Origin of the sequence: Bacillus sp. FSL P2-0069, from assembly GCF_038593315.1 — a bacterium.
Lineage (GTDB): Bacteria > Bacillota > Bacilli > Bacillales > Bacillaceae > Bacillus > Bacillus safensis.
Genome location: NZ_CP151984.1, coordinates 2,154,941 through 2,175,065, shown reverse-complemented (window position 1 = coordinate 2,175,065; position 20,125 = coordinate 2,154,941). Strand labels below are relative to the sequence as shown.

Sequence of the window (20,125 nt, the reverse complement as noted above, 5' to 3'; positions counted from 1 at the left end):
CATTCATCCACCCGCATGCTGCCGGTGGATGAATGTGCGTTTTTGAAGAGGAGGAATACGTCATGAGTGAAAAAGCCTTTGTGACGGTCACAGCCCTTACAAAATACATAAAAAGAAAATTTGATGTTGATCCGCATTTAGAAGATATTTGGATCAAAGGTGAGTTATCCAATGTGAAGATTCATTCAAGAGGTCATGTGTACTTCACCTTAAAAGACGAAAACGCACGCATGCAAGCCGTCATGTTCCAGCGTTCCGCAGCAAAGCTGCCTTTTTCACCAAAAAGCGGAATGAAAGTGTTTGTACGCGGCGGGATTCAAGTATATGAACCAAGCGGCAACTATCAATTATATGCAAAAGAAATGCAGCCTGATGGTGTTGGTGCTCTTCATCTCGCTTATGAAGAGCTGAAGAAAAAGCTGGCAAGTGAAGGCTTATTTGATGCGCGCTATAAAAAACCAATTCCTGAATATCCAGAGGTTGTTGGTGTCATTACATCCCCAACAGGAGCGGCTGTTCGAGATGTCATCACAACGATTAACCGGCGTTATCAGCAGGCGAAAATCATTGTGCTTCCGGCGCTTGTCCAAGGTGAAAATGCCGTCCGTTCAATCGTAGAGCGGATCAAAGAAGCAAATGAAAAACAGATCTGTGATGTCTTGATTGTCGGAAGAGGAGGCGGTTCGATCGAAGAACTTTGGGCCTTTAATGAAGAAGCTGTCGCAAGAGCAATCTTCGCATCAGACATTCCAATCATTTCTGCAGTGGGGCATGAAACGGACTTTACGATCAGTGATTTCACTGCAGACATGAGAGCACCCACACCAACAGGAGCAGCCGAGCTCGCTGTTCCAAGCACAGCCGATTTAATAGAACGAATCAAATCCATCGACATTCGGCTTACAAGGGCCGTGAAGAACCGAACATCACAAGCGAAAGACCGTCTTGTGGCGCTGCAATCCTCTTATGCCTTCCGTTTTCCAAAACGATTGCAGGAGCAAAAAGAGCAGCAATTCGATTTGGTATTTGACCGTTTTCAAAAACAGCTGACGAGACAAATTGAACAAAAACGCAGTCAACTAGACCGCCAGACATACAGGCTGAAGCCGCTTCATCCAAAAGAGCAGCTGCTTCAGGCGAAAAAACGCCACACCAATGAAACAGAACAGCTCATCCGCAGCATGAATGTGCAAATGAAAACAATTCATTCGCAGTTCCAATCTGTTCTTGGTAAACTAAATGCATTAAATCCACTTCAAGTGATGGAAAGAGGCTACAGTTTAGCCTATAAAGACAATGAACTGATTAAAAGTGTAAACCAAGTCGATACGAAAGATCAGCTGGCTATCACCATGAAGGATGGACGTCTGATTTGTGAGGTTATTGAGAAGGAGGGGCAATCATCATGACAGAATCAAATAAACAAAAAGAAGAACAAATGACATTTGAAGAAGCGATGAAAGGTCTTGAGGAGATCGTTGGGAAGCTCGAAGAAGGAGATGTACCACTTGAGCAAGCCATTCATTATTTCCAAGAAGGCATGACACTTTCAAAGCTTTGTCATGAAAAATTACAGCACGTTGAAAAGCAGATGGATTTCATTTTAAAAGAGGACGGTGAACTGGCTCCTTTCTCGGTGAAGGAGGCAGATGCTGGTGACAAGTAATTTGCAGGATTTTTTAACAACACGAAAACAGGCCATTGAAGAGTATTTATTTACATATGTTCAGGAATTGAAGATTCCAGAAGAACTAAAATCTTCGATGCTTTACTCTCTTGAAGCTGGAGGGAAAAGACTTCGCCCTGTTCTCGTTCTTGCTTTATTACATGCTTACGGAAAAAACGAAGAAGATGGCATACCGGTTGGCTGTGCTGTAGAAATGATTCATACGTATTCATTGATACATGACGACCTTCCTTGCATGGACGATGATGACCTTCGCAGAGGAAAGCCGACTAACCATAAAGTATATGGGGAAGCAACAGCGGTTCTCGCTGGTGATGCACTTTTAACGGAAAGCTTTCGTCTGATTACATCGCAGCTATCTAGCAGCGTCACTTCTGACCAAAAGCTTAGAATCGTAGATGAGCTTGTGCGGTCAGCAGGTGCACTAGGGATGGTTGGCGGTCAATTTGATGACATGGAAGCAGAGCAAAAACAAGTCCCGCTTGCTGAACTAGAATCCATTCATGCCCGGAAAACAGGAAAGCTTCTTACATTCAGCGTCACAGCAGGTGCAATGCTGGCAGGAGCATCAGATGAGGATATCGAAAAACTAAGAGAATTCAGCTATCATATTGGCATTGCTTTTCAAATCCGTGATGACATTTTAGACCTCGAAGGAAGCGAAGAAAAAATAGGAAAACGAGTCGGCTCTGATACAGCGAATGAAAAGTCGACATATCCTTCTTTATTAACGCTTTCAGGAGCAAAAGAAAAGCTGCACGAGCACATCACACGTGCAAAAGAAATTGTCTCAAATCTTGAATTAGAGCAGCAATTGCTGCATGAGTTATGTGATCTGATCGCCTCAAGAGATCATTAAAAACAGCCTAGATTTGAGGGTCTTCGAGCAATTGTGGTAAACTGTAAACAGTTTATCATGATAAGACAACTCTTATTCCCGCTTGGTTTTCATAGGAATAAGACATTATATATGTAGATAGAAATTTTGTTGAAAGCGAGTTGATCCTGATTGGATCTTTTATCAATAAAAAATCCAACGTTTCTAAAAGGAATGTCAAATGCAGAATTAGAGGAGCTTAGTGCTGACATTCGCATGTTTTTAATTGAGTCCTTGGCTAACTCTGGCGGGCATATCGGTCCAAACCTGGGTGTCGTTGAACTCACGGTTGCCCTTCATAAAGTATTTGACAGCCCGAAAGACAAATTCCTTTGGGATGTTGGACATCAGTCTTATGTTCACAAGCTGTTAACTGGAAGAGGGGCGGAGTTTGATACACTTCGTCAATATAAAGGACTTTGCGGTTTTCCTAAACGAAATGAAAGTGAGCATGATGTTTGGGAAACAGGCCACAGCTCAACGTCATTATCTGGCGCGATGGGTATGGCGGCGGCGCGGGATATTAAAGGGACAGATGAATATATCCTGCCGATTATCGGAGATGGTGCATTAACCGGAGGTATGGCGCTTGAAGCTCTGAATCATATCGGTGATGAAAAGAAAGACATGATCGTTATCTTAAACGATAATGAAATGAGTATTGCACCAAACGTCGGTGCAATTCACACCATGCTTGGCAGACTGCGCACAGCAGGCAAGTACCAATGGGTAAAGGACGAGCTCGAGTATTTATTTAAGCGGATCCCAGCTGTAGGCGGAAAGCTTGCTGCCACAGCAGAGCGTATTAAAGACAGCCTCAAGTATTTACTAGTGTCTGGCATGTTCTTTGAGGAAATGGGATTCACTTACTTAGGTCCTGTTGATGGACATTCTTATGAAGATCTTTTTGAAAACCTTGAATATGCAAAGAAAACAAAAGGTCCTGTCCTGCTGCATGTCATCACGAAAAAAGGAAAAGGCTATCAGCCGGCAGAATCCGATAAAATCGGGACTTGGCACGGCACAGGTCCATACAAAATTGATACAGGTGATTTTGTAAAACCAGCAGCTGCTGCACCGTCATGGAGTGGTCTTGTCAGTGAAACAGTCAGAAAGCTTGCGCGGAAAGATGAGCGAATTGTGGCCATCACGCCTGCGATGCCTGTTGGCTCAAAACTTGAAGGCTTTGCAAAGGAATTTCCAGAGCGAATGTTTGATGTAGGAATTGCTGAGCAGCATGCAGCAACAATGGCAGCTGGGCTTGCGACGCAGAATATGAAGCCATTTTTAGCGATCTATTCAACATTCCTGCAAAGAGCTTATGATCAAGTGCTGCATGATATTTGCCGCCAAAACCTCAATGTATTTATCGGAATTGACCGGGCGGGTCTTGTCGGTGCAGATGGAGAAACGCATCAAGGTGTGTTTGATATTGCCTTCATGCGTCATATGCCGAATATGGTGCTCATGATGCCGAAGGATGAAAATGAAGGCCAGCACATGGTCAATACAGCCATTCAGTATGATGACGGTCCTATTGCCATGCGTTTCCCACGCGGAAATGGTCTTGGCGTGAAAATGGATGAACAGCTGAAAACCATTCCGATTGGGTCCTGGGAGGTTCTTCGTCCAGGGAAGGATGCCGTCATCTTAACATTCGGAACGACGATTAAAATGGCGCTGCAAGCAGCTGAGGAACTTCAAAAAGAAGGGAAATCAATTCGTGTCGTCAACGCTCGGTTTATTAAGCCGCTTGATGAAGCGATGCTACATGACATTCTTTCTGAAGGGATTCCGATTTTAACGATTGAAGAAGCTGTGCTTCAAGGCGGGTTTGGCAGTAGCGTATTAGAATATTTACACGACAAGAAAGCATCACATATCAAAGTAGAACGTATGGGTATCCCAGATCAATTTATTGAGCATGGAAGTGTTGATGCCCTGCTTGAAGAAATTGGACTGACGAAAGCACAGGTTGCTGAGACTTTACGTGACCTGCTTCCAGCAGCACCAAGAAAAGGAATTGGATCATGACATCAAAGAAAGAACGACTTGACGTTTTATTAGTCGAACAAGGACTAATGGAAACAAGAGAGAAAGCAAAGCGTGCCATCATGGCAGGGATCGTTTACTCAAATGAAACCCGTTTGGATAAACCAGGCGAGAAAATTGCTCGTGATACGCCGCTTACAGTGAAGGGGAACCCTCTCAAATACGTAAGCCGCGGCGGGTTAAAGCTTGAAAAAGCGCTTAAAGAATTTGATCTGACAGTTGAAGGGAAATTGCTGATTGATATTGGCTCATCAACAGGCGGATTTACAGATTGTGCTCTTCAAAATGGAGCAGTCAAATCATATGCTGTAGACGTTGGCTACAATCAGCTTGCGTGGAAATTAAGGCAGGATGACAGGGTCATCGTCATGGAGCGCACCAATTTCCGCCATTCCGTTCCAGCTGATTTTACTGAAGGATTGCCAGAAGTGGCATCGATTGATGTATCTTTTATCTCACTCAAACTCATTCTGCCGGCTTTAAAGCATATTCTTGTTCCGGGTGGTGACTGTATTGCGCTCGTCAAGCCTCAATTTGAAGCAGGCAGAGAGCTTGTTGGGAAAAAAGGCATCGTACGTGAGCCGTCTGTCCACCTTGGTGTACTAGAAGAGATGAATCAATTTGCTGCAAAAGAAGGCTATGATGTAAAGGATGTATCATTTTCGCCTATCACTGGTGGAGATGGAAATATTGAATTTCTGCTTCATTTAGTGCTTCATCCTGATCAAGAAGAAAATGCGGCACTCCCTGCTTCAGAACTTGAGAAGGTCGTCAAGGAAGCCCATTCCGTATTGAAAGAAAAGAAAAACAGCCCTGAGCCGGCTGACACATGAAATCATTGAAACAAAAGGAATAATAGCTCGCTATTATTCCTTTTTACATGGTCAAAAGACAAGAATTGGCCGTATCTCACGTAATGCTTGTTTTTTGAAGTGTGCATCATATAACATAGAACGTAAAGACAAACTGAGAATGAAACGCCTAGGGGGGTCAAATATGAATAAAGGTCAAAGGCATATTAAAATAAGAGAAATCATTGCAAGCCAAGAAATTGAAACACAAGATGAATTGGTCGATATTTTGAAAGCCGATGGATATAACATCACACAAGCGACCGTTTCTAGAGATATTAAAGAATTACATTTAGTGAAAGTTCCGACGAACAATGGAACATATAAATACAGTCTTCCTGCGGATCAGCGGTTTAACCCGCTGTCAAAGCTGAAGCGGTCCCTAATGGATGCATTTATTAAAATGGATGCTGCCAGTCATTTAATTGTTCTGAAAACAATGCCGGGTAATGCTCAGGCGATTGGTGCTTTAATGGATAATTTAGATTGGGAAGAAATTATGGGAACGATTTGCGGGGATGATACGATTTTAATCATTTGCCGCACCCCAGATGATACAGAGACAGTTTCGAGCAAAATTTTAGAGCTTCTATAAAGAATCAGGTTTACTAAAAGAGGTGTCAAATGAGTGTTAGCAGAACTAACCATTAAAAACTTTGCAATCATTGAAGAGTTAACGGTTTCATTTGAAAAAGGACTCACGGTTCTAACGGGGGAAACAGGTGCCGGAAAATCCATCATGATTGACGCTGTCTCACTTCTCGTGGGAGGAAGAGGATCCTCTGAATTTGTCCGCTACGGTGAAAAAAAGGCAGAGCTGGAAGGGCTTTTTCTTGTACCAGCCGATCACCCTGTATTTGCTCTATGCGAAGAGCAGGGAATTGACGCATCAGATGAAATGATGATCCTCCGCCGTGATATTAATAACAGCGGGAAAAGCATTTGCCGGATTAATGGAAAGCTTGTCACCATCTCACTTTTACGGGAAGTAGGACGGCTTTTGCTTGATATACATGGACAGCACGATAACCAGCTGCTCATGGAAGATGAAAATCATCTGCATTTGCTCGATCAATTTGGAGCAGAAGACATTGCACCGGCTCTCTTGCAGTATCAAGAAGCATATGATCAATATATGAAGACGGCTCAAAAGCTCAGGCAGCTGTCTGAGAATGAGCAGGAAATGGTGCACCGGTTAGATTTACTGCAATTTCAGCTAGAGGAGATTGAGGCGGCACAATTAGAGCCGGGAGAAGATGAGAAGCTTCAGGAAGAACGTCATCAAATCAGCAACTACGAAAAAATCTATTCCTCACTCCAAAACGCATATAACGCCTTGCGTAATGAGCAAGGAGGGCTAGATTGGGTTGGTATGTCTTCAAGCGAGCTTGATCAGGTGTCTGAGATCAACGATGATTTGAAAAAGCTATCTGAACAAGTGTCGAACTCCTACTACTTATTAGAGGATTCAACCTTCCAAATGCGGAGCATGCTGGATCAATTAGAATTCGATCCGGCTCGTCTTGATTTTATTGAATCCAGGCTGAATGAAATGAAGCAGCTAAAACGAAAATACGGCACAACCGTTGAAGAAATTTTGGAGTATGCCGCGAAGATTGAAGAAGAAATAGATCAAATCCAAAATCGAGACAGCCATCTGCAGACGCTCAAAAATAAATTAGATGCGATGAGCCGTGACGCCCTGCTCGAAGCACTTAACGTTTCGGAGCTGCGTAAAAAATGGGCCAAAAAGCTAGCGAAGCAAATCCAAACAGAGCTCAAGGATTTGTATATGGAGAAGTCATCATTTGACACAGCTTTTTCTGTTCGATATGCGCCATTTGGCAGCACTGATTGTCCGCTATTAGACGGAAAACCTGTCCAGCTCGGGAAAAATGGAATCGACCAAGCACAATTTGTCATTTCTACAAATACAGGCGAACCGATGAAATCTTTATCGAAAGTAGCCTCAGGTGGAGAAATTTCACGTGTCATGCTCGCTGTGAAGAGTATTTTCTCAGCTAAACAAGACGTCACATCCATTATTTTCGATGAAGTTGATACAGGTGTCAGCGGCAGAGTGGCACAAGCCATTGCTGAGAAAATTTACAAAGTTGCGTCTGGATCACAAGTGCTCTGTATTACACACCTGCCTCAAGTAGCCGCAATGGCTGACACGCATCTCTTCATTTCTAAACGCTCGAAAGCGGGCAGAACACTGACGAGTGTCAAACCATTAAGTCATGAAGAAAAAGTGAGTGAAATTGGCCGGATGATTGCTGGTGTGGAAGTGACTGAGCTGACAAAACAGCATGCAAAAGAACTATTGCACCAAGCAAATGATGTCAAAACAACAGGGTAGCTGAATCATCAGCTGCCTTTTTTATATGTTGTGTAAAAGCCGGCGTATATACCCATAAAATCGTCTTTTTCTTTTATCAATTTATCCAATCATTTTCTAAAGCTGCCGGTTATAAATCCTCTCGAAGAAGGCAAAAGTAAAGATGTAGCCAAAACATGAGTGTTCTGGTGTGGGTAAGGAGCGAGGAGAGTGAAAAATGAATGCCCGAAAAGATGAGAAAAGCCATTGGTGTGATTCTCCTTGTTTCTTTAATAAGTACAGGGTTTATGAGCATAGTGAAGGAATACATCAGCATTCCAACAAATGTTGCTGTATTTGAAAAACAGAAGCACTCAATTGACACATCGATTGAAGCGTCAGCCAATGCTTCTTCACCAGCCTTTAGCCTTTCAGAGAAAAAGAATCAGCTGGATATTACAGGACAAAAGGCGGGAAAAGCCGAAATTGTTTATGATTTTAAAGGATTTCCTATTAAGAAAACAAAAGTTGACGTTCTCCCTGAATTAAAAGTCATTCCTGGAGGTCAATCCATTGGCGTCAAGCTCCACTCTGTAGGAGTTCTCGTTGTAGGTTTTCATCAAATCACAACAGCAGACGGCAAAAAATCACCAGGTGAAGCCGCAGGCATTCAATCAGGGGATATGATCATTGAAATCAATGGTCAAAAAATGGAGAAAATGAATGACCTCACCCCATTTATTCAGAAAGCAGGGAAAACGGGTGAAACGCTTCGTTTGCTCATAAAGAGAGATCATAAAACCTTTCAAACAACATTAACACCCGCAAAAGATGCAAGTGAAGGCATCTATCGAATTGGTCTTTACATTCGTGATTCTGCAGCAGGAATCGGCACGATGACCTTTTTTGAACCTTCATCTAAAAAATATGGTGCCCTTGGGCATGTGATTTCTGACATGGATACAAAAAAACCAATTGTTGTCGACAATGGTGAAATTGTTAGATCAACCGTGACATCGATTGAAAAAGGCACAGGAGGCAATCCTGGAGAAAAATTGGCGAGATTCTCTTCCGAAAGAAAAACAATAGGAGATATCTCCCGCAACAGCCCTTTTGGTATCTTTGGTACGTTAACCGAAAAGCTTGAAAATCATGTAGCAGATAAACCACTTCCAGTCGCTTTATCTAATGAAGTAAAAGAAGGCCCAGCAGAAATTTTAACCGTTGTGGATCATGATAAAGTGGAGAAGTTTAATATTAAAATTGTCAGCACAACACCGCAGAAATTCCCAGCAACTAAAGGAATGGTATTAAAGGTAACAGATGAGCGGCTCTTAAGCAAAACGGGCGGAATCGTCCAAGGAATGAGCGGAAGCCCCATCATCCAAAATGGCAAAGTCATTGGAGCTGTCACACACGTATTCGTCAATGATCCGACTAGCGGGTACGGCGTACACATTGAATGGATGCTGTCAGAAGCAGGAATCGACCTTTATCAAAAAAACAAAAAAGCAAGCTGATCATCAAACTGCCGCGAATTTTCCGGCAGTTTTTTTCTACCCTTTCTTTCTCTTCCATCATGTTATAAAATAAGGAAAAAGAGATTTTTCGACAAAATGGAAAAAAGCTTGTTGTCAAATTGCAATAATCGTCGATTCGTTAAGAAAAACGTAGAAAAAGCTAGATAATGCTCTATTATTCGGAAAATTAAAGTTTTTTAAAGGTGATAGCATGGTTTTGTCGAATTGAACACTCAGAAGAGAAATGCAAAAGACTAAAGGAATCGACATTGGGGAGGAAAGAACGTGGAGAAAATTAAAGTGTGTGTAGCTGATGACAATCGAGAGCTTGTTGGCCTTTTGACAGAGTACATTGAGGGACAGGAAGATATGGAAGTACTTGGCGTGGCGTATAATGGTCAGGAATGCCTGACATTATTTAAAGATAAAGAGCCCGACGTTCTCCTCTTAGACATTATTATGCCTCATTTAGACGGTCTTGCTGTACTAGAACGCCTCCGTGAAAACAATGAAATGACAAAACAGCCAAGTGTGATTATGCTAACGGCATTTGGACAAGAAGATGTCACGAAAAAAGCAGTTGATTTGGGCGCATCCTATTTCATTTTAAAGCCATTTGATATGGAAAACCTAGTAGGTCATATTCGTCAAGTCAGTGGAAACGGCACACAAGTTACCCATCGCTCTTCATCAATCCAAAACAGTGTTCTTCGTAACAAACCTGAACCGAAACGTAAAAACTTAGATGCGAGCATTACGACCATTATTCATGAGATTGGCGTGCCCGCTCATATTAAAGGCTATTTATACTTAAGAGAAGCAATTTCTATGGTGTACAATGACATTGAGCTTCTCGGAAGCATCACTAAAGTGTTGTACCCAGACATTGCAAAGAAATTTAACACGACTGCCAGCAGGGTAGAACGAGCGATTCGTCATGCCATTGAAGTCGCATGGAGTAGAGGAAACATTGATTCCATTTCCTCACTCTTTGGTTATACTGTCAGCATGTCAAAAGCGAAACCAACCAATTCAGAATTTATTGCCATGGTAGCTGATCGTCTGCGTTTAGAGCATAGAGCAAGCTAGTATCTTTTTCATGAAAAAACGTTTCTTCATTGAGACGTTTTTTTATTTTGAAAGATGTTGTCAAAAATTGGTTAGGTTGATAAAATCATCTTAATGTTTAAATTGGACAAACGGGCTGCTTTATTTTCAGAATAAAATGAAAAATAAAGCATGAAAAAAATAAAAAAGACATAAAGTAGTGGTAATCAGCTGCGCCAATCGATCATGAAGTCTTCAAAATAGAAGAAGAAAACGCTCATTCGTAAGAAAAAGGATGAGAGGAAAAGGTCTCATGGATTTGGTAATTAAAGCAAACGAGATCGAAAGTTCTATTTCTATTGACCTGATTGGTTGGCGTTTTAAAGTCACTGGCTTCTTAGAGATTGTGCCATTTGAACTGAATATTCCCAATGTCGAATTTAATAATTTTCACATTCTTTTACTATGCTATAATAATGAAAAGAAGAGGGTGAGGTTATGGGAAAGCTGAAAATCCACTCTGCTGAGGTAGCGAACGAAATTAGCAAGTGGACGAGGGTCATTTCTCAGAATGACTTAGAAAAATCTGCTGTCTATAAAGAGAAAATTCAGAATTTGCTAAAAAATACAGATGAAGACCGTGAAGTTCTCCTTTATTATCAGCTTGTTGACGGCAGACATGAAATGTTACTTGGAAATATTGAAAAAGCCAATCAAATTATGAAAAGTGTCGGAACGCTCGATGAGAAGGCAGATGACATTATTAATTTTTATTTTTACTTTTACAAAGGCCAATATGCTGCATATGTGAAAAAGTATGATGAAGCCATTAGCTTTTACAAAATTGCAGAACAGCGGCTAAAACGTGTGAATGAAGACCTGGAAGTAGGAACTTTTCACCATAAGGTTGCTTCGATCTATTACGAACTGAAACAAAATTTCATATCCATTAATCATATTAAAAAAGCCATCGATACATTCAAAGCGCATGAAGAGTACACAGCGCAGGCGATTGACAGCTTAATTTTACATGCAAGTAATTGTATTGATTTGTTCCAATTCGATGAAGCAGAGAAAAAGTATAAAGAAGCACTTGAGAAAAGTAAGCGCATTAACAATGAAGTGCTCATTGGGAAATGCTATCACAATTTAGCGGTTCTTTATTATGCAAAGCATGATTATGAAAAAAGTGCACATTATGCCAAAAAAGGGATGGGCATTCAAATTCACCGTGACAATAGCCATTATTACATCCAATCTTTATATGTTCTGGCAAATGCCTTGGTTCATTTAGGAGATCAAGAGGCGAGGGAATATATTAAAGAGGGTATTTTGTATAGTTGTGATATCCAAAATAATGAATATATAGTAAAATTTGAAATTTTGGATTTGATGTGCGAGAATAGTGAGGCAGCAGACGTATTCTCAGAAAAATTAGACTACATAGAAAAAAATAGATTATATGTGGAGCTTGAGGATTTGTCTGAACAAATATCGAAATACTTCAAGGAACGAAATGATTATCAAAATGCCATTCGTTTTCTTGAAAAGAAATTCGATGCACAAATACTTCAAAAGAAAGTGGAGGTTATCTTATGAAAAAGTTGTTGTTAGGTGTAACCGTTGTTACAGCAGTCGCAGTTGTTTCTTCCCTTTTTGCTCTTGACGCAGAGACGACAGAGCAAGCCATCAGAGCGATTACGTGATCGAATTTATCTGTCAACCTCTTCGTATGAATCAGAAGAGGTTTTTTTATGCGCTCAAAACTGGAAAAACGAAAAAAGACACGTCATAATGTAAGGAAGCATCATATTTAGAGGTGACCTATGACGAAAATTTTTGCACACAGAGGCTTTAAAGGCATTTATCCTGAAAACACCATGATAGCCTTCGAGCATGCACTCCATTCGGGAGCTGACGGAATTGAGCTGGATGTTCAGCTGACGAAAGACGGCAGACTTGCTGTCATACACGATGAGAAACTGAACAGAACAACGAACATGAAAGGTTTAGTGAAAGACCATACATATGAAGAATTAAAAGCGGGAGATGCGAGTCATTCTTTCTACGAAGAAACCGGTGCTGTATCCATTCCTCTTTTGGAGGAAGTATTAGAGCTAGTGACGCAACAATCATCATTGATCATCAATATTGAACTAAAAAACTCCATTTATCGATATCCGGGTATCGAAGAGAAAGTAAAAAAACAAATCGAGCATTTTCAAATAGAAGACCGTGTACTTGTTTCATCGTTTCATCACGGCAGTTTAGCTCTTTTTCACAAACTGATGCCGCATGTTGAACTTGCGGTTCTCACAATGGATGTGATTCATCAGCCGGAGATGTATATAAAAACAGTACCAGCAAGGGGCTACCATCCAAATATCAAGGGCGCCGGCGTGACCAAAGAGGTGGTGGCAGCTCTCCATGCATCTCAGCAAGTGATCAGGCCGTTTACAGTAAATAGTGAAAAGCAAATGAAAAACATGTTTTCCTTAGGTGTCGATGGCATTTTTACTGATTTTCCTGACCGAGCCGTGAAAATAAGAGAAGAAATGAAATAAAGACCTGCTCTAAATCAGCGGGTCTTTTTTCACGTTTTATCTCTGTTTAAAGCGGGCAGTCACTTTATTTCGTTTACGGTCTCTATATAAAATAAAGCCAGCCACTACATAAAGACCTCCCCCTAAAAATAACAACCCTGCAATTCCTTGCAGCCATAAATATGGAAATGGTGCAATGATGATGCCGAAAACAGTGTCACGCAGCAGCTTAATCCCAAGTGCTGCAAGCGCGCCAGGTATTAAAATAATCACTAGTGCAAGTATTCTCCCCATCAAATGTCCCCTTAAACGTCATTTACTTCCATTGTCTAATTCAAAAAATATTTTGTCAAGAAAGGAAAACGTGGTAATATAAGAGTTGTGCAATTTTTTGCAACGGAAAAATATGGTGTGCAAATTTTTTCATATAAAGGGGTAACGGGATGCAGAGAGTCTTGATTGTCGGTGCAGGACAGGGTGGATCAGCATTGCTTGAAACATTGCTGAAAACAAATATGATTCAAATCATTGCGATCGCCGACCTTGATCTTGAGGCACCGGGGATGGTAGAAGCGAAAAAGAATGGAATTGATACGACAACGGATTGGAAAGAATACATAAAAGATGACATTGATATCATCATAGAAACAACAGGCAGTTCAGCAGTGCTGAAAGAACTGATTGAAAAAAAGCCAGAGCACGCAGTCATTGTTCCAAGTTCAATGGCTTACGTTATATCAGAATTAATGTCAGAAAAACAGCAGCTGATCCAAATATTAAAGGAACAAACCTATAAGCATGACCGCATTTTTAATGCAACGAACGACGGGATGATTTTTATAAACATGGATGAAGAAGTCGTCCTGTTTAATCGATCAGCGGCCAAAATGGTTGGATGCTCGCAAAAAGATGCGATTGGCCGTCATATACGAGAAGTGATCCCAAATACAAAGCTTCCCGACATTTTAAGATCGAGAGAGCCAGAATTTAATCAAAAACAATTTCTGAATCAGCAAATACAAATTGTGACAACGCGTTTGCCAATTATTGATGACGCGGGGAGAATGCTAGGTGCTTTATCCATTTTTAAAGATATTACAGATGCCGTTGAACTTGCGGAGGAAGTGACCAATCTTAAAGAAGTACGAACGATGCTGGAGGCGATCATTCAATCGTCGGATGAAGCCATATCGGTTGTTGATGAGCAGGGAAAAGGGATCTTAATCAACCGGGCATACACGAAAATGACTGGATTAACAGATAAAGAAGTTGTGGGGAAACCAGCAGGTGCAGATATTTCTGAAGGAGAAAGCATGCATTTGAAGGTACTGGAAACAAGGAGACCAGTTCGAGGCGTCAGAATGAAAGTCGGACCGAATAAAAAAGATGTGATTGTCAACGTAGCTCCAGTCATCGTTGATGGCATTTTAAAAGGCAGTGTCGGGGTCATTCATGACGTATCAGAAATTCAATCACTCACGAATGAATTAAATAAAGCAAGGCAGCTCATCCGGACACTTGAAGCAAAGTACACTTTTGAAGACATCATTGGAGAAAGTGAGCAAATGCTTGTGGCACTTGAGCAGGCAAAGCTAGGCGCGAAAACGCCAGCCACGATTTTACTCCGGGGAGAATCAGGTACTGGAAAAGAGCTGTTTGCGCACGCCATTCACAATGAAAGTGACCGGAAATATAATCGCTTTGTACGGGTCAACTGTGCGGCCTTATCTGAGACCCTTTTAGAGTCAGAGCTTTTTGGCTATGAAGAAGGAGCGTTCTCTGGTGCAAGGCGGGGCGGGAAAAAAGGGCTGTTTGAAGAGGCAAACCAAGGCAGCATTTTTTTAGATGAAATTGGTGAAATGACGCCAAGTACACAGGCGAAACTGCTTCGTGTGATGCAGGAGAAAGAAATTGTAAGAGTAGGCGGAACAAAGGCCATACCAGTCGATGTTCGTGTGATCACGGCGACAAATGTCAATATTGAAAAAGCGATGGCGGAAGGAAAGTTCAGAGAAGATTTATATTATCGAATGAACAGATACCCGATCTCCATCCCGCCTCTAAGGCAGCGTCTTGAGGATATTGACTCGTTAAGCAAACGTCTCATCCAAAAGATCAATTTAGACTATGGACGGAACGTGAGCGGGTTAACGGAACAGGCACTCAAAAGACTGCGATCATATAAGTGGCCTGGAAACGTAAGAGAGCTTGAAAATGTACTTGGACGAGCCATGATCTTTTTGAACCCGCAAGAAGAATGGATTGATGAAGGGCATATTTCTTTCATGGAGTCTGAAGATCAGGAAGAAAAAGAGCAGCAGGAACTGGCTGTCAGTCAATTTGAGGGAGAGACGCTTTCTGATGCTGTTGAGGCATTTGAAGCGCAGCTGATTAAACAAACCCTTGAAAAGCATCAATTCAATCGCACGAAAACAGCGAAAACATTAGGGATCAGCATTCGGAACCTTTACTATAAAATGGATAAATATCAACTTGCAAAAGATAGCATGCAATAAAATGCATGTAACCTGCAAAAGATTGCACTAATGTCATGCAAATTGCCTCATTTTCACTGCATTTCAAACTGGCACGGAACTTGCATATAAAACATGAACCGAGCACAAGGAAAGGTGGGCATATATGAAGCTTGACGATCTGATTATGAAAGCCGCCCAGCTGCAGAATAAAACGGCGGCTGTGGCTCATGCAGAAGACGAAGAAGTGCTTCATGCCATCAAGATGGCAATTAAGCGAAAGGTCGCTCGCTTTCTCCTGGTTGGGAACAAACGCAACCTGAAGGAGCTAGTGAAGCAGCATGAAATCAATGAGGACTGGATAGATATTATTCATTCAGATACTCCCGAAGAATCGGCCAAAATTGCCGTGCAGGCAGTGAGCGAGAAGCATGCAGATATTTTGATGAAGGGGCATGTCCCGACAGCCGTTCTTTTAAAAGCGGTACTGAATAAAGAATATGGGCTCAGGACAGCGAGTGTCCTATCACATGTCGCGGCATTTGAAGTGCCGGGCTTTGACCGCTTTATTTATGTCACAGATTCTGCGATGAACATCGCGCCCGATTTAAATATGCTGAAAGAGATTACGATCAATTCTGTTCAAGTAGCAAAAGCTGTCGGAAACGACATGCCAAAGGTTGCAGTATTGTCTGCGGTGGAGGTCGTGAATCCGGCAATGGATTCAACTTTGACTGCGGCAAGTCTTGCACAAATGAATCGGCGGGGGCAAATTTCTGGCTGCCTGATTGATGGGCCTCTTGCTTTAGACAATGCCATTTCTCAAACGGCAGCTTCTCATAAAAATATTACGAGTGATGTAGCCGGCCATGCAGATATTTTGCTTGTGCCAACAATTGAGGCAGGAAACATTCTTTATAAATCTCTCATCTACTTTGCACATGCAAAGGTGGGAGCTGTGGTGGCAGGAGCGAAGGCGCCGATTGCTTTAACAAGCCGGTCTGATTCAGCCGAAAGTAAGCTTTATTCAATTGCGCTTGCCATCTGTACATCAAATTAAGCGGAAGTAATAGGAGGAATAACACAATGGAACTTTTTAAATATATGGAACGATACGATTATGAACAGCTTGTATTTTGTCAGGATGAGCAGTCTGGTTTAAAAGCGATTATTGCGATTCATGATACAACACTAGGGCCGGCACTAGGCGGAACGAGAATGTGGACGTATGAAAACGAAGAAGCAGCCATTGAGGATGCACTGCGCCTAGCAAGAGGAATGACTTATAAAAACGCGGCAGCAGGACTTAATCTTGGCGGCGGAAAAACGGTCATCATCGGCGATCCGAGAAAAGACAAAAATGAAGAAATGTTCCGTGCATTTGGACGTTATATTCAAGGGCTGAATGGCCGCTATATTACAGCAGAAGATGTCGGTACAACGGTAGAAGACATGGATCTCATTCATGAAGAAACCGATTTTGTCACAGGGATCTCTCCTGCATTTGGTTCTTCTGGAAATCCGTCTCCCGTCACAGCTTACGGTGTATACAAAGGGATGAAAGCCGCTGCCAAAGCTGCATTTGGGACCGATTCATTAGAAGGAAAAACAATTGCCGTTCAAGGCGTAGGAAATGTCGCTTACAACTTGTGTAAACATCTGCATGAAGAAGGCGCGCAGCTCATTGTCACAGATATCAACAAAGACTCTGTCAAACGTGCTGTTGAAGACTTTGGCGCAAAAGCAGTCGACCCTGACGATATTTACGATCAAGCATGTGATATTTATGCACCGTGCGCACTTGGTGCAACCATTAACGATGTGACCATTCCTAAGTTAAAAGCAAAGGTGATTGCAGGTGCTGCAAATAACCAGCTAAGAGAAACGCATCACGGAGACCTTATCCATGAGATGGGAATTGTATATGCTCCTGACTATGTGATCAATGCAGGCGGGGTGATTAACGTGGCTGATGAGCTTTATGGCTATAATGCAGATCGTGCGATGAAAAAAGTCGAAGGCATTTATCAAAATATTGAACGTGTAATTGAAATTTCAAACCGTGATGCCATTCCAACTTATAAAGCGGCAGACCGATTGGCTGAAGAGCGAATTGAAAGAATGCGCAAATCAAGAAGTCAATTCTTGCAAAATGGTCAACATATTTTAAGCCGTCGCTAATTTGAAGAATGAGTTGAAACGGAGGTTTTGTTTTTGCTGACAAAAGAATGGCGTATTCTCACGATTAATCCTGGCTCTACTTCAACAAAAATCGGTGTGTTTCATAATGAACGGTCTATTTTTGAAACGACACTTAGACATACAGATGAGGAATTAAAGCAGTTTCCTCATATTATTGATCAATTCTCATTCCGTAAAGAAACCATTTTGAAAACACTGCATGAACAGGGGATGAATATCTCAAAGTTTGATGCAGTTTGTGCGCGCGGCGGTCTCCTTCGTCCGATTGAAGGAGGCACATATGAAGTCAATGAGCAAATGGTGGAAGACCTAAAAGAAGGATATGCCGGCCAGCACGCATCCAATCTCGGTGGAATCATCGCGAGAGAAATTGCACTTGGCCTGAATATCCCGGCTTTTATTGTCGATCCAGTTGTAGTGGATGAACTAAAACCAATTGCTCGTATTTCAGGGCTGCCAACGATCGAAAGAAAAAGCATTTTTCATGCATTAAATCAAAAAGCAGTCGCAAGAAAAACAGCGGCTTCTTTTGGAAAAAGTTACGAAGATTTGAACATGATTATTACTCATATGGGCGGCGGTATCACCATTGGTGTTCATGAAAAAGGAAAAGTCATCGATGTCAATAACGGTCTGCATGGCGAAGGTCCTTTCAGCCCAGAGCGTGCGGGAACCTTGCCGACAGGTGATCTTGTGAATCTTTGTTTTTCGGGGGAGTATACCCAAGAAGAAATGCTCAAACGCATTATTGGTGAAGGCGGGCTTGCGGGCTATCTTGGCACGACAGACGCTGTGAAAGTGGAACGCATGATTGAAGCGGGTGATGAGCGGGCGGCGCTCATTTATGAAGCAATGTGCTATCAGATTGCCAAGGAAATTGGTGCGGCTAGCGCTGTCTTAAAAGGAGCAGTTGACGTCATTGTATTAACAGGCGGCCTTGCATACAGCAAACAAATTACGTCAAGTATTCGCGGCTATATTGACTGGATTTCAGATGTTGTCGTGTTTCCAGGTGAAAATGAGCTGCAATCGTTAGCAGAAGGTGCGCTTCGCATTTTAAAAGAAGAAGAATCACCGAAAGAATACCCAAATGATCAACAGGAAAAGAAAGGAGTGACAAGTCATGGCAACTGAATATGACCTCGTCATTCTTGGTGGAGGCACAGGCGGCTATGTAGCGGCCATCCGTGCCTCACAGCTTGGATTGAAAACAGCAGTTGTAGAAAAAGAAAAGCTCGGCGGAACATGTCTTCATAAAGGCTGCATCCCGTCTAAAGCGCTGCTCAGAAGTGCAGAAGTTTATCAAACCGTCAAACGCGCAGCTGATTTTGGTGTTGAGGCAGGAGGCGTTGCCTTGCAATTTGCCAATGTGCAGAAAAGAAAAACAGAGATCGTCGAAAAACTAGCAGGCGGCGTCAAACATTTAATGAAACAAGGAAAAATTGATGTATATGAAGGAATCGGCCGTATTCTTGGCCCATCTATCTTTTCGCCAATGCCAGGAACGGTCTCCGTAGAAATGGCAAATGGAGAGGAAAATGAAATGCTCATTCCAAAGCAGGTCATCATCGCGACAGGATCAAGACCGCGTGTGCTGCCAGGGCTTGAAGCAGATGGAACACACATCCTCACTTCAGATGATGCACTTGAACTGCCAGAGCTTCCGCAGTCAATGCTAATTGTGGGGGGCGGAGTGATCGGAATCGAGTGGGCTTCCATGCTCAATGATTTTGGTGTGAACGTCACTGTGCTTGAGTTTGCAGACCGCATTTTGCCAACAGAGGATCATGACATTTCTAAAGAAATGGAAAAGCTATTATCTAAAAAAGGCATCACTTTTGTGACTAATGCGAAGGTACTGCCAGATAGCGTAGAAAAGCAGGAAAATCTCGTGACAATTCAAGCGGAAAAGGATGGAGACATTCAGACGTTTGAAGCGGAAAAACTCCTTCTTTCAGTTGGCAGAGTACCTAATATCGAAGGCATAGGTCTTGAAAACACGGACATCCAAACCGAAAAACAAGGCATTGTCGTGAATGAACATTATCAAACGAAAGAATCGCATATTTACGCAATAGGAGATGTCATTGGCGGGCTTCAGCTGGCACATGTCGCTTCACACGAAGGGATGATTGCTGTAGAACATATGGCTGGAAAAGATCCGAAGCCGCTCGATGAAACGCTCGTATCTAAATGTGTTTACTCTCACCCAGAAACTGCTAGTGTGGGACTCACTGAACAGACGGCAAAAGAGCAGGGCTTTGAAGTCAAAATAGGGAAATTTCCATTTATGGCGATTGGAAAAGCACTTGTGTACGGGGAGTCTGATGGATTCGTCAAAATCATTGCCGATCAAAAGACAGATGATATTTTAGGAATTCATATGATTGGTCCTCATGTAACAGATATGATATCTGAAGCTGGATTAGCCAAAGTACTTGATGCAACCCCGTGGGAAGTGGGGCAGACGATACACCCGCATCCGACCTTATCAGAGGCGATTGGCGAGGCAGCCCTTGCTGTTGACGGGAAGGCGATCCATTTTTAATCAA

Annotated in this window: 17 protein-coding genes; 16 read left to right on the top strand and 1 reads right to left on the bottom strand. The window is 42.2% G+C overall.

Annotated features, from left to right (window positions below; translation table 11 throughout):
* Window positions 1-62: 62 nt before the first annotated feature.
* The 11 genes from xseA to NSQ34_RS10960 all read left to right on the top strand — a co-directional run bounded on the left by xseA (window position 63) and on the right by NSQ34_RS10960 (window position 12,918).
* Entirely contained in the window at window positions 63-1,409 is a 1,347-nt protein-coding gene (xseA, locus tag NSQ34_RS11010; protein WP_056767306.1) for an exodeoxyribonuclease VII large subunit, read from the top strand.
* Window positions 1,406-1,666: an exodeoxyribonuclease VII small subunit gene (locus tag NSQ34_RS11005; protein WP_003215880.1), complete on the top strand. Its 261-nt coding sequence runs from the start codon at window positions 1,406-1,408 to the stop codon at window positions 1,664-1,666. Before xseA ends, NSQ34_RS11005 begins: the two co-directional genes overlap by 4 nt.
* Window positions 1,656-2,546, top strand: coding sequence for a polyprenyl synthetase family protein (locus NSQ34_RS11000; RefSeq protein WP_268456476.1), 891 nt, complete (start codon window positions 1,656-1,658; stop codon window positions 2,544-2,546). The genes NSQ34_RS11005 and NSQ34_RS11000 overlap by 11 nt, the downstream gene beginning before the upstream one ends.
* 150 nt (window positions 2,547-2,696) lie before the next feature.
* Entirely contained in the window at window positions 2,697-4,598 is a 1,902-nt protein-coding gene (dxs, locus tag NSQ34_RS10995) for a 1-deoxy-D-xylulose-5-phosphate synthase (RefSeq protein WP_268421055.1), read from the top strand.
* Window positions 4,595-5,449 (top strand): TlyA family RNA methyltransferase, encoded by an 855-nt coding sequence (locus NSQ34_RS10990; RefSeq protein WP_025092991.1) that lies wholly within the window; start codon window positions 4,595-4,597, stop codon window positions 5,447-5,449. The genes dxs and NSQ34_RS10990 overlap by 4 nt, the downstream gene beginning before the upstream one ends.
* A gap of 163 nt (window positions 5,450-5,612) precedes the next feature.
* Window positions 5,613-6,062 carry a transcriptional regulator ArgR gene (argR, locus tag NSQ34_RS10985; protein WP_024422938.1) on the top strand — a complete coding sequence of 150 codons (450 nt, stop codon included), beginning with the start codon at window positions 5,613-5,615 and terminating at the stop codon, window positions 6,060-6,062.
* A gap of 33 nt (window positions 6,063-6,095) precedes the next feature.
* Window positions 6,096-7,829: a DNA repair protein RecN gene (recN, locus tag NSQ34_RS10980; RefSeq protein WP_024428012.1), complete on the top strand. Its 1,734-nt coding sequence runs from the start codon at window positions 6,096-6,098 to the stop codon at window positions 7,827-7,829.
* 200 nt (window positions 7,830-8,029) lie between these two features.
* Window positions 8,030-9,307, top strand: a complete 1,278-nt coding sequence (spoIVB, locus tag NSQ34_RS10975; RefSeq protein WP_034280268.1) for a SpoIVB peptidase — start codon at window positions 8,030-8,032, stop codon at window positions 9,305-9,307.
* 285 nt (window positions 9,308-9,592) lie between these two features.
* Complete coding sequence (gene spo0A / locus NSQ34_RS10970; RefSeq protein ID WP_024422935.1) at window positions 9,593-10,396, top strand: sporulation transcription factor Spo0A; 804 nt, start codon at window positions 9,593-9,595, stop codon at window positions 10,394-10,396.
* A gap of 456 nt (window positions 10,397-10,852) precedes the next feature.
* Window positions 10,853-11,953, top strand: a complete 1,101-nt coding sequence (locus tag NSQ34_RS10965) for a Rap family tetratricopeptide repeat protein (protein WP_176966999.1) — start codon at window positions 10,853-10,855, stop codon at window positions 11,951-11,953.
* Between the two features lie 227 nt (window positions 11,954-12,180).
* Window positions 12,181-12,918 (top strand): glycerophosphodiester phosphodiesterase, encoded by a 738-nt coding sequence (locus tag NSQ34_RS10960; RefSeq protein WP_024422932.1) that lies wholly within the window; start codon window positions 12,181-12,183, stop codon window positions 12,916-12,918.
* A 36-nt stretch (window positions 12,919-12,954) separates the two neighbouring features.
* Here the strand turns inward: NSQ34_RS10960 and NSQ34_RS10955 are convergent, their stop codons facing one another.
* Window positions 12,955-13,191, bottom strand: coding sequence for a DUF2627 domain-containing protein (locus tag NSQ34_RS10955; RefSeq protein WP_024422931.1), 237 nt, complete (start codon window positions 13,189-13,191; stop codon window positions 12,955-12,957).
* 149 nt (window positions 13,192-13,340) lie between these two features.
* On the opposite strand from NSQ34_RS10955, the gene NSQ34_RS10950 reads away from it, so the two are divergent.
* From NSQ34_RS10950 to lpdA, 5 genes are all read left to right on the top strand, one after another.
* Window positions 13,341-15,413, top strand: a complete 2,073-nt coding sequence (locus tag NSQ34_RS10950; RefSeq protein WP_176967000.1) for a sigma-54-dependent Fis family transcriptional regulator — start codon at window positions 13,341-13,343, stop codon at window positions 15,411-15,413.
* A gap of 124 nt (window positions 15,414-15,537) precedes the next feature.
* Entirely contained in the window at window positions 15,538-16,431 is an 894-nt protein-coding gene (gene yqiS, locus NSQ34_RS10945) for a phosphate butyryltransferase (RefSeq protein WP_041117935.1), read from the top strand.
* A 26-nt stretch (window positions 16,432-16,457) separates the two neighbouring features.
* Entirely contained in the window at window positions 16,458-17,552 is a 1,095-nt protein-coding gene (gene bcd / locus NSQ34_RS10940; protein ID WP_003215658.1) for a branched-chain amino acid dehydrogenase, read from the top strand.
* 27 nt (window positions 17,553-17,579) lie between these two features.
* On the top strand, window positions 17,580-18,707 hold the full coding sequence (gene buk, locus NSQ34_RS10935) for a butyrate kinase (RefSeq protein ID WP_029708028.1): 1,128 nt from the start codon (window positions 17,580-17,582) through the stop codon (window positions 18,705-18,707).
* Window positions 18,697-20,121: a dihydrolipoyl dehydrogenase gene (gene lpdA, locus NSQ34_RS10930; RefSeq protein WP_098677436.1), complete on the top strand. Its 1,425-nt coding sequence runs from the start codon at window positions 18,697-18,699 to the stop codon at window positions 20,119-20,121. The genes buk and lpdA overlap by 11 nt, the downstream gene beginning before the upstream one ends.
* The last annotated feature ends 4 nt before the right edge of the window (window positions 20,122-20,125 follow it).

Excerpts from the sequence above, each read along its gene's own strand:
- yqiS (WP_041117935.1), top strand. The coding sequence starts at position 15,538 with ATGAAGCTTGACGATCTGATTATGAAAGCCGCCCAGCTGCAGAATAAA.
- spoIVB (WP_034280268.1), top strand. The coding sequence starts at position 8,030 with ATGCCCGAAAAGATGAGAAAAGCCATTGGTGTGATTCTCCTTGTTTCT.
- argR (WP_024422938.1), top strand. The coding sequence starts at position 5,613 with ATGAATAAAGGTCAAAGGCATATTAAAATAAGAGAAATCATTGCAAGC.
- NSQ34_RS10960 (WP_024422932.1), top strand. The coding sequence starts at position 12,181 with ATGACGAAAATTTTTGCACACAGAGGCTTTAAAGGCATTTATCCTGAA.
- NSQ34_RS11005 (WP_003215880.1), top strand. The coding sequence starts at position 1,406 with ATGACAGAATCAAATAAACAAAAAGAAGAACAAATGACATTTGAAGAA.
- NSQ34_RS10990 (WP_025092991.1), top strand. The coding sequence starts at position 4,595 with ATGACATCAAAGAAAGAACGACTTGACGTTTTATTAGTCGAACAAGGA.
- NSQ34_RS10955 (WP_024422931.1), bottom strand. The coding sequence starts at position 13,191 with ATGGGGAGAATACTTGCACTAGTGATTATTTTAATACCTGGCGCGCTT.
- lpdA (WP_098677436.1), top strand. The coding sequence starts at position 18,697 with ATGGCAACTGAATATGACCTCGTCATTCTTGGTGGAGGCACAGGCGGC.
- xseA (WP_056767306.1), top strand. The coding sequence starts at position 63 with ATGAGTGAAAAAGCCTTTGTGACGGTCACAGCCCTTACAAAATACATA.
- NSQ34_RS10965 (WP_176966999.1), top strand. The coding sequence starts at position 10,853 with ATGGGAAAGCTGAAAATCCACTCTGCTGAGGTAGCGAACGAAATTAGC.
- bcd (WP_003215658.1), top strand. The coding sequence starts at position 16,458 with ATGGAACTTTTTAAATATATGGAACGATACGATTATGAACAGCTTGTA.
- NSQ34_RS10950 (WP_176967000.1), top strand. The coding sequence starts at position 13,341 with ATGCAGAGAGTCTTGATTGTCGGTGCAGGACAGGGTGGATCAGCATTG.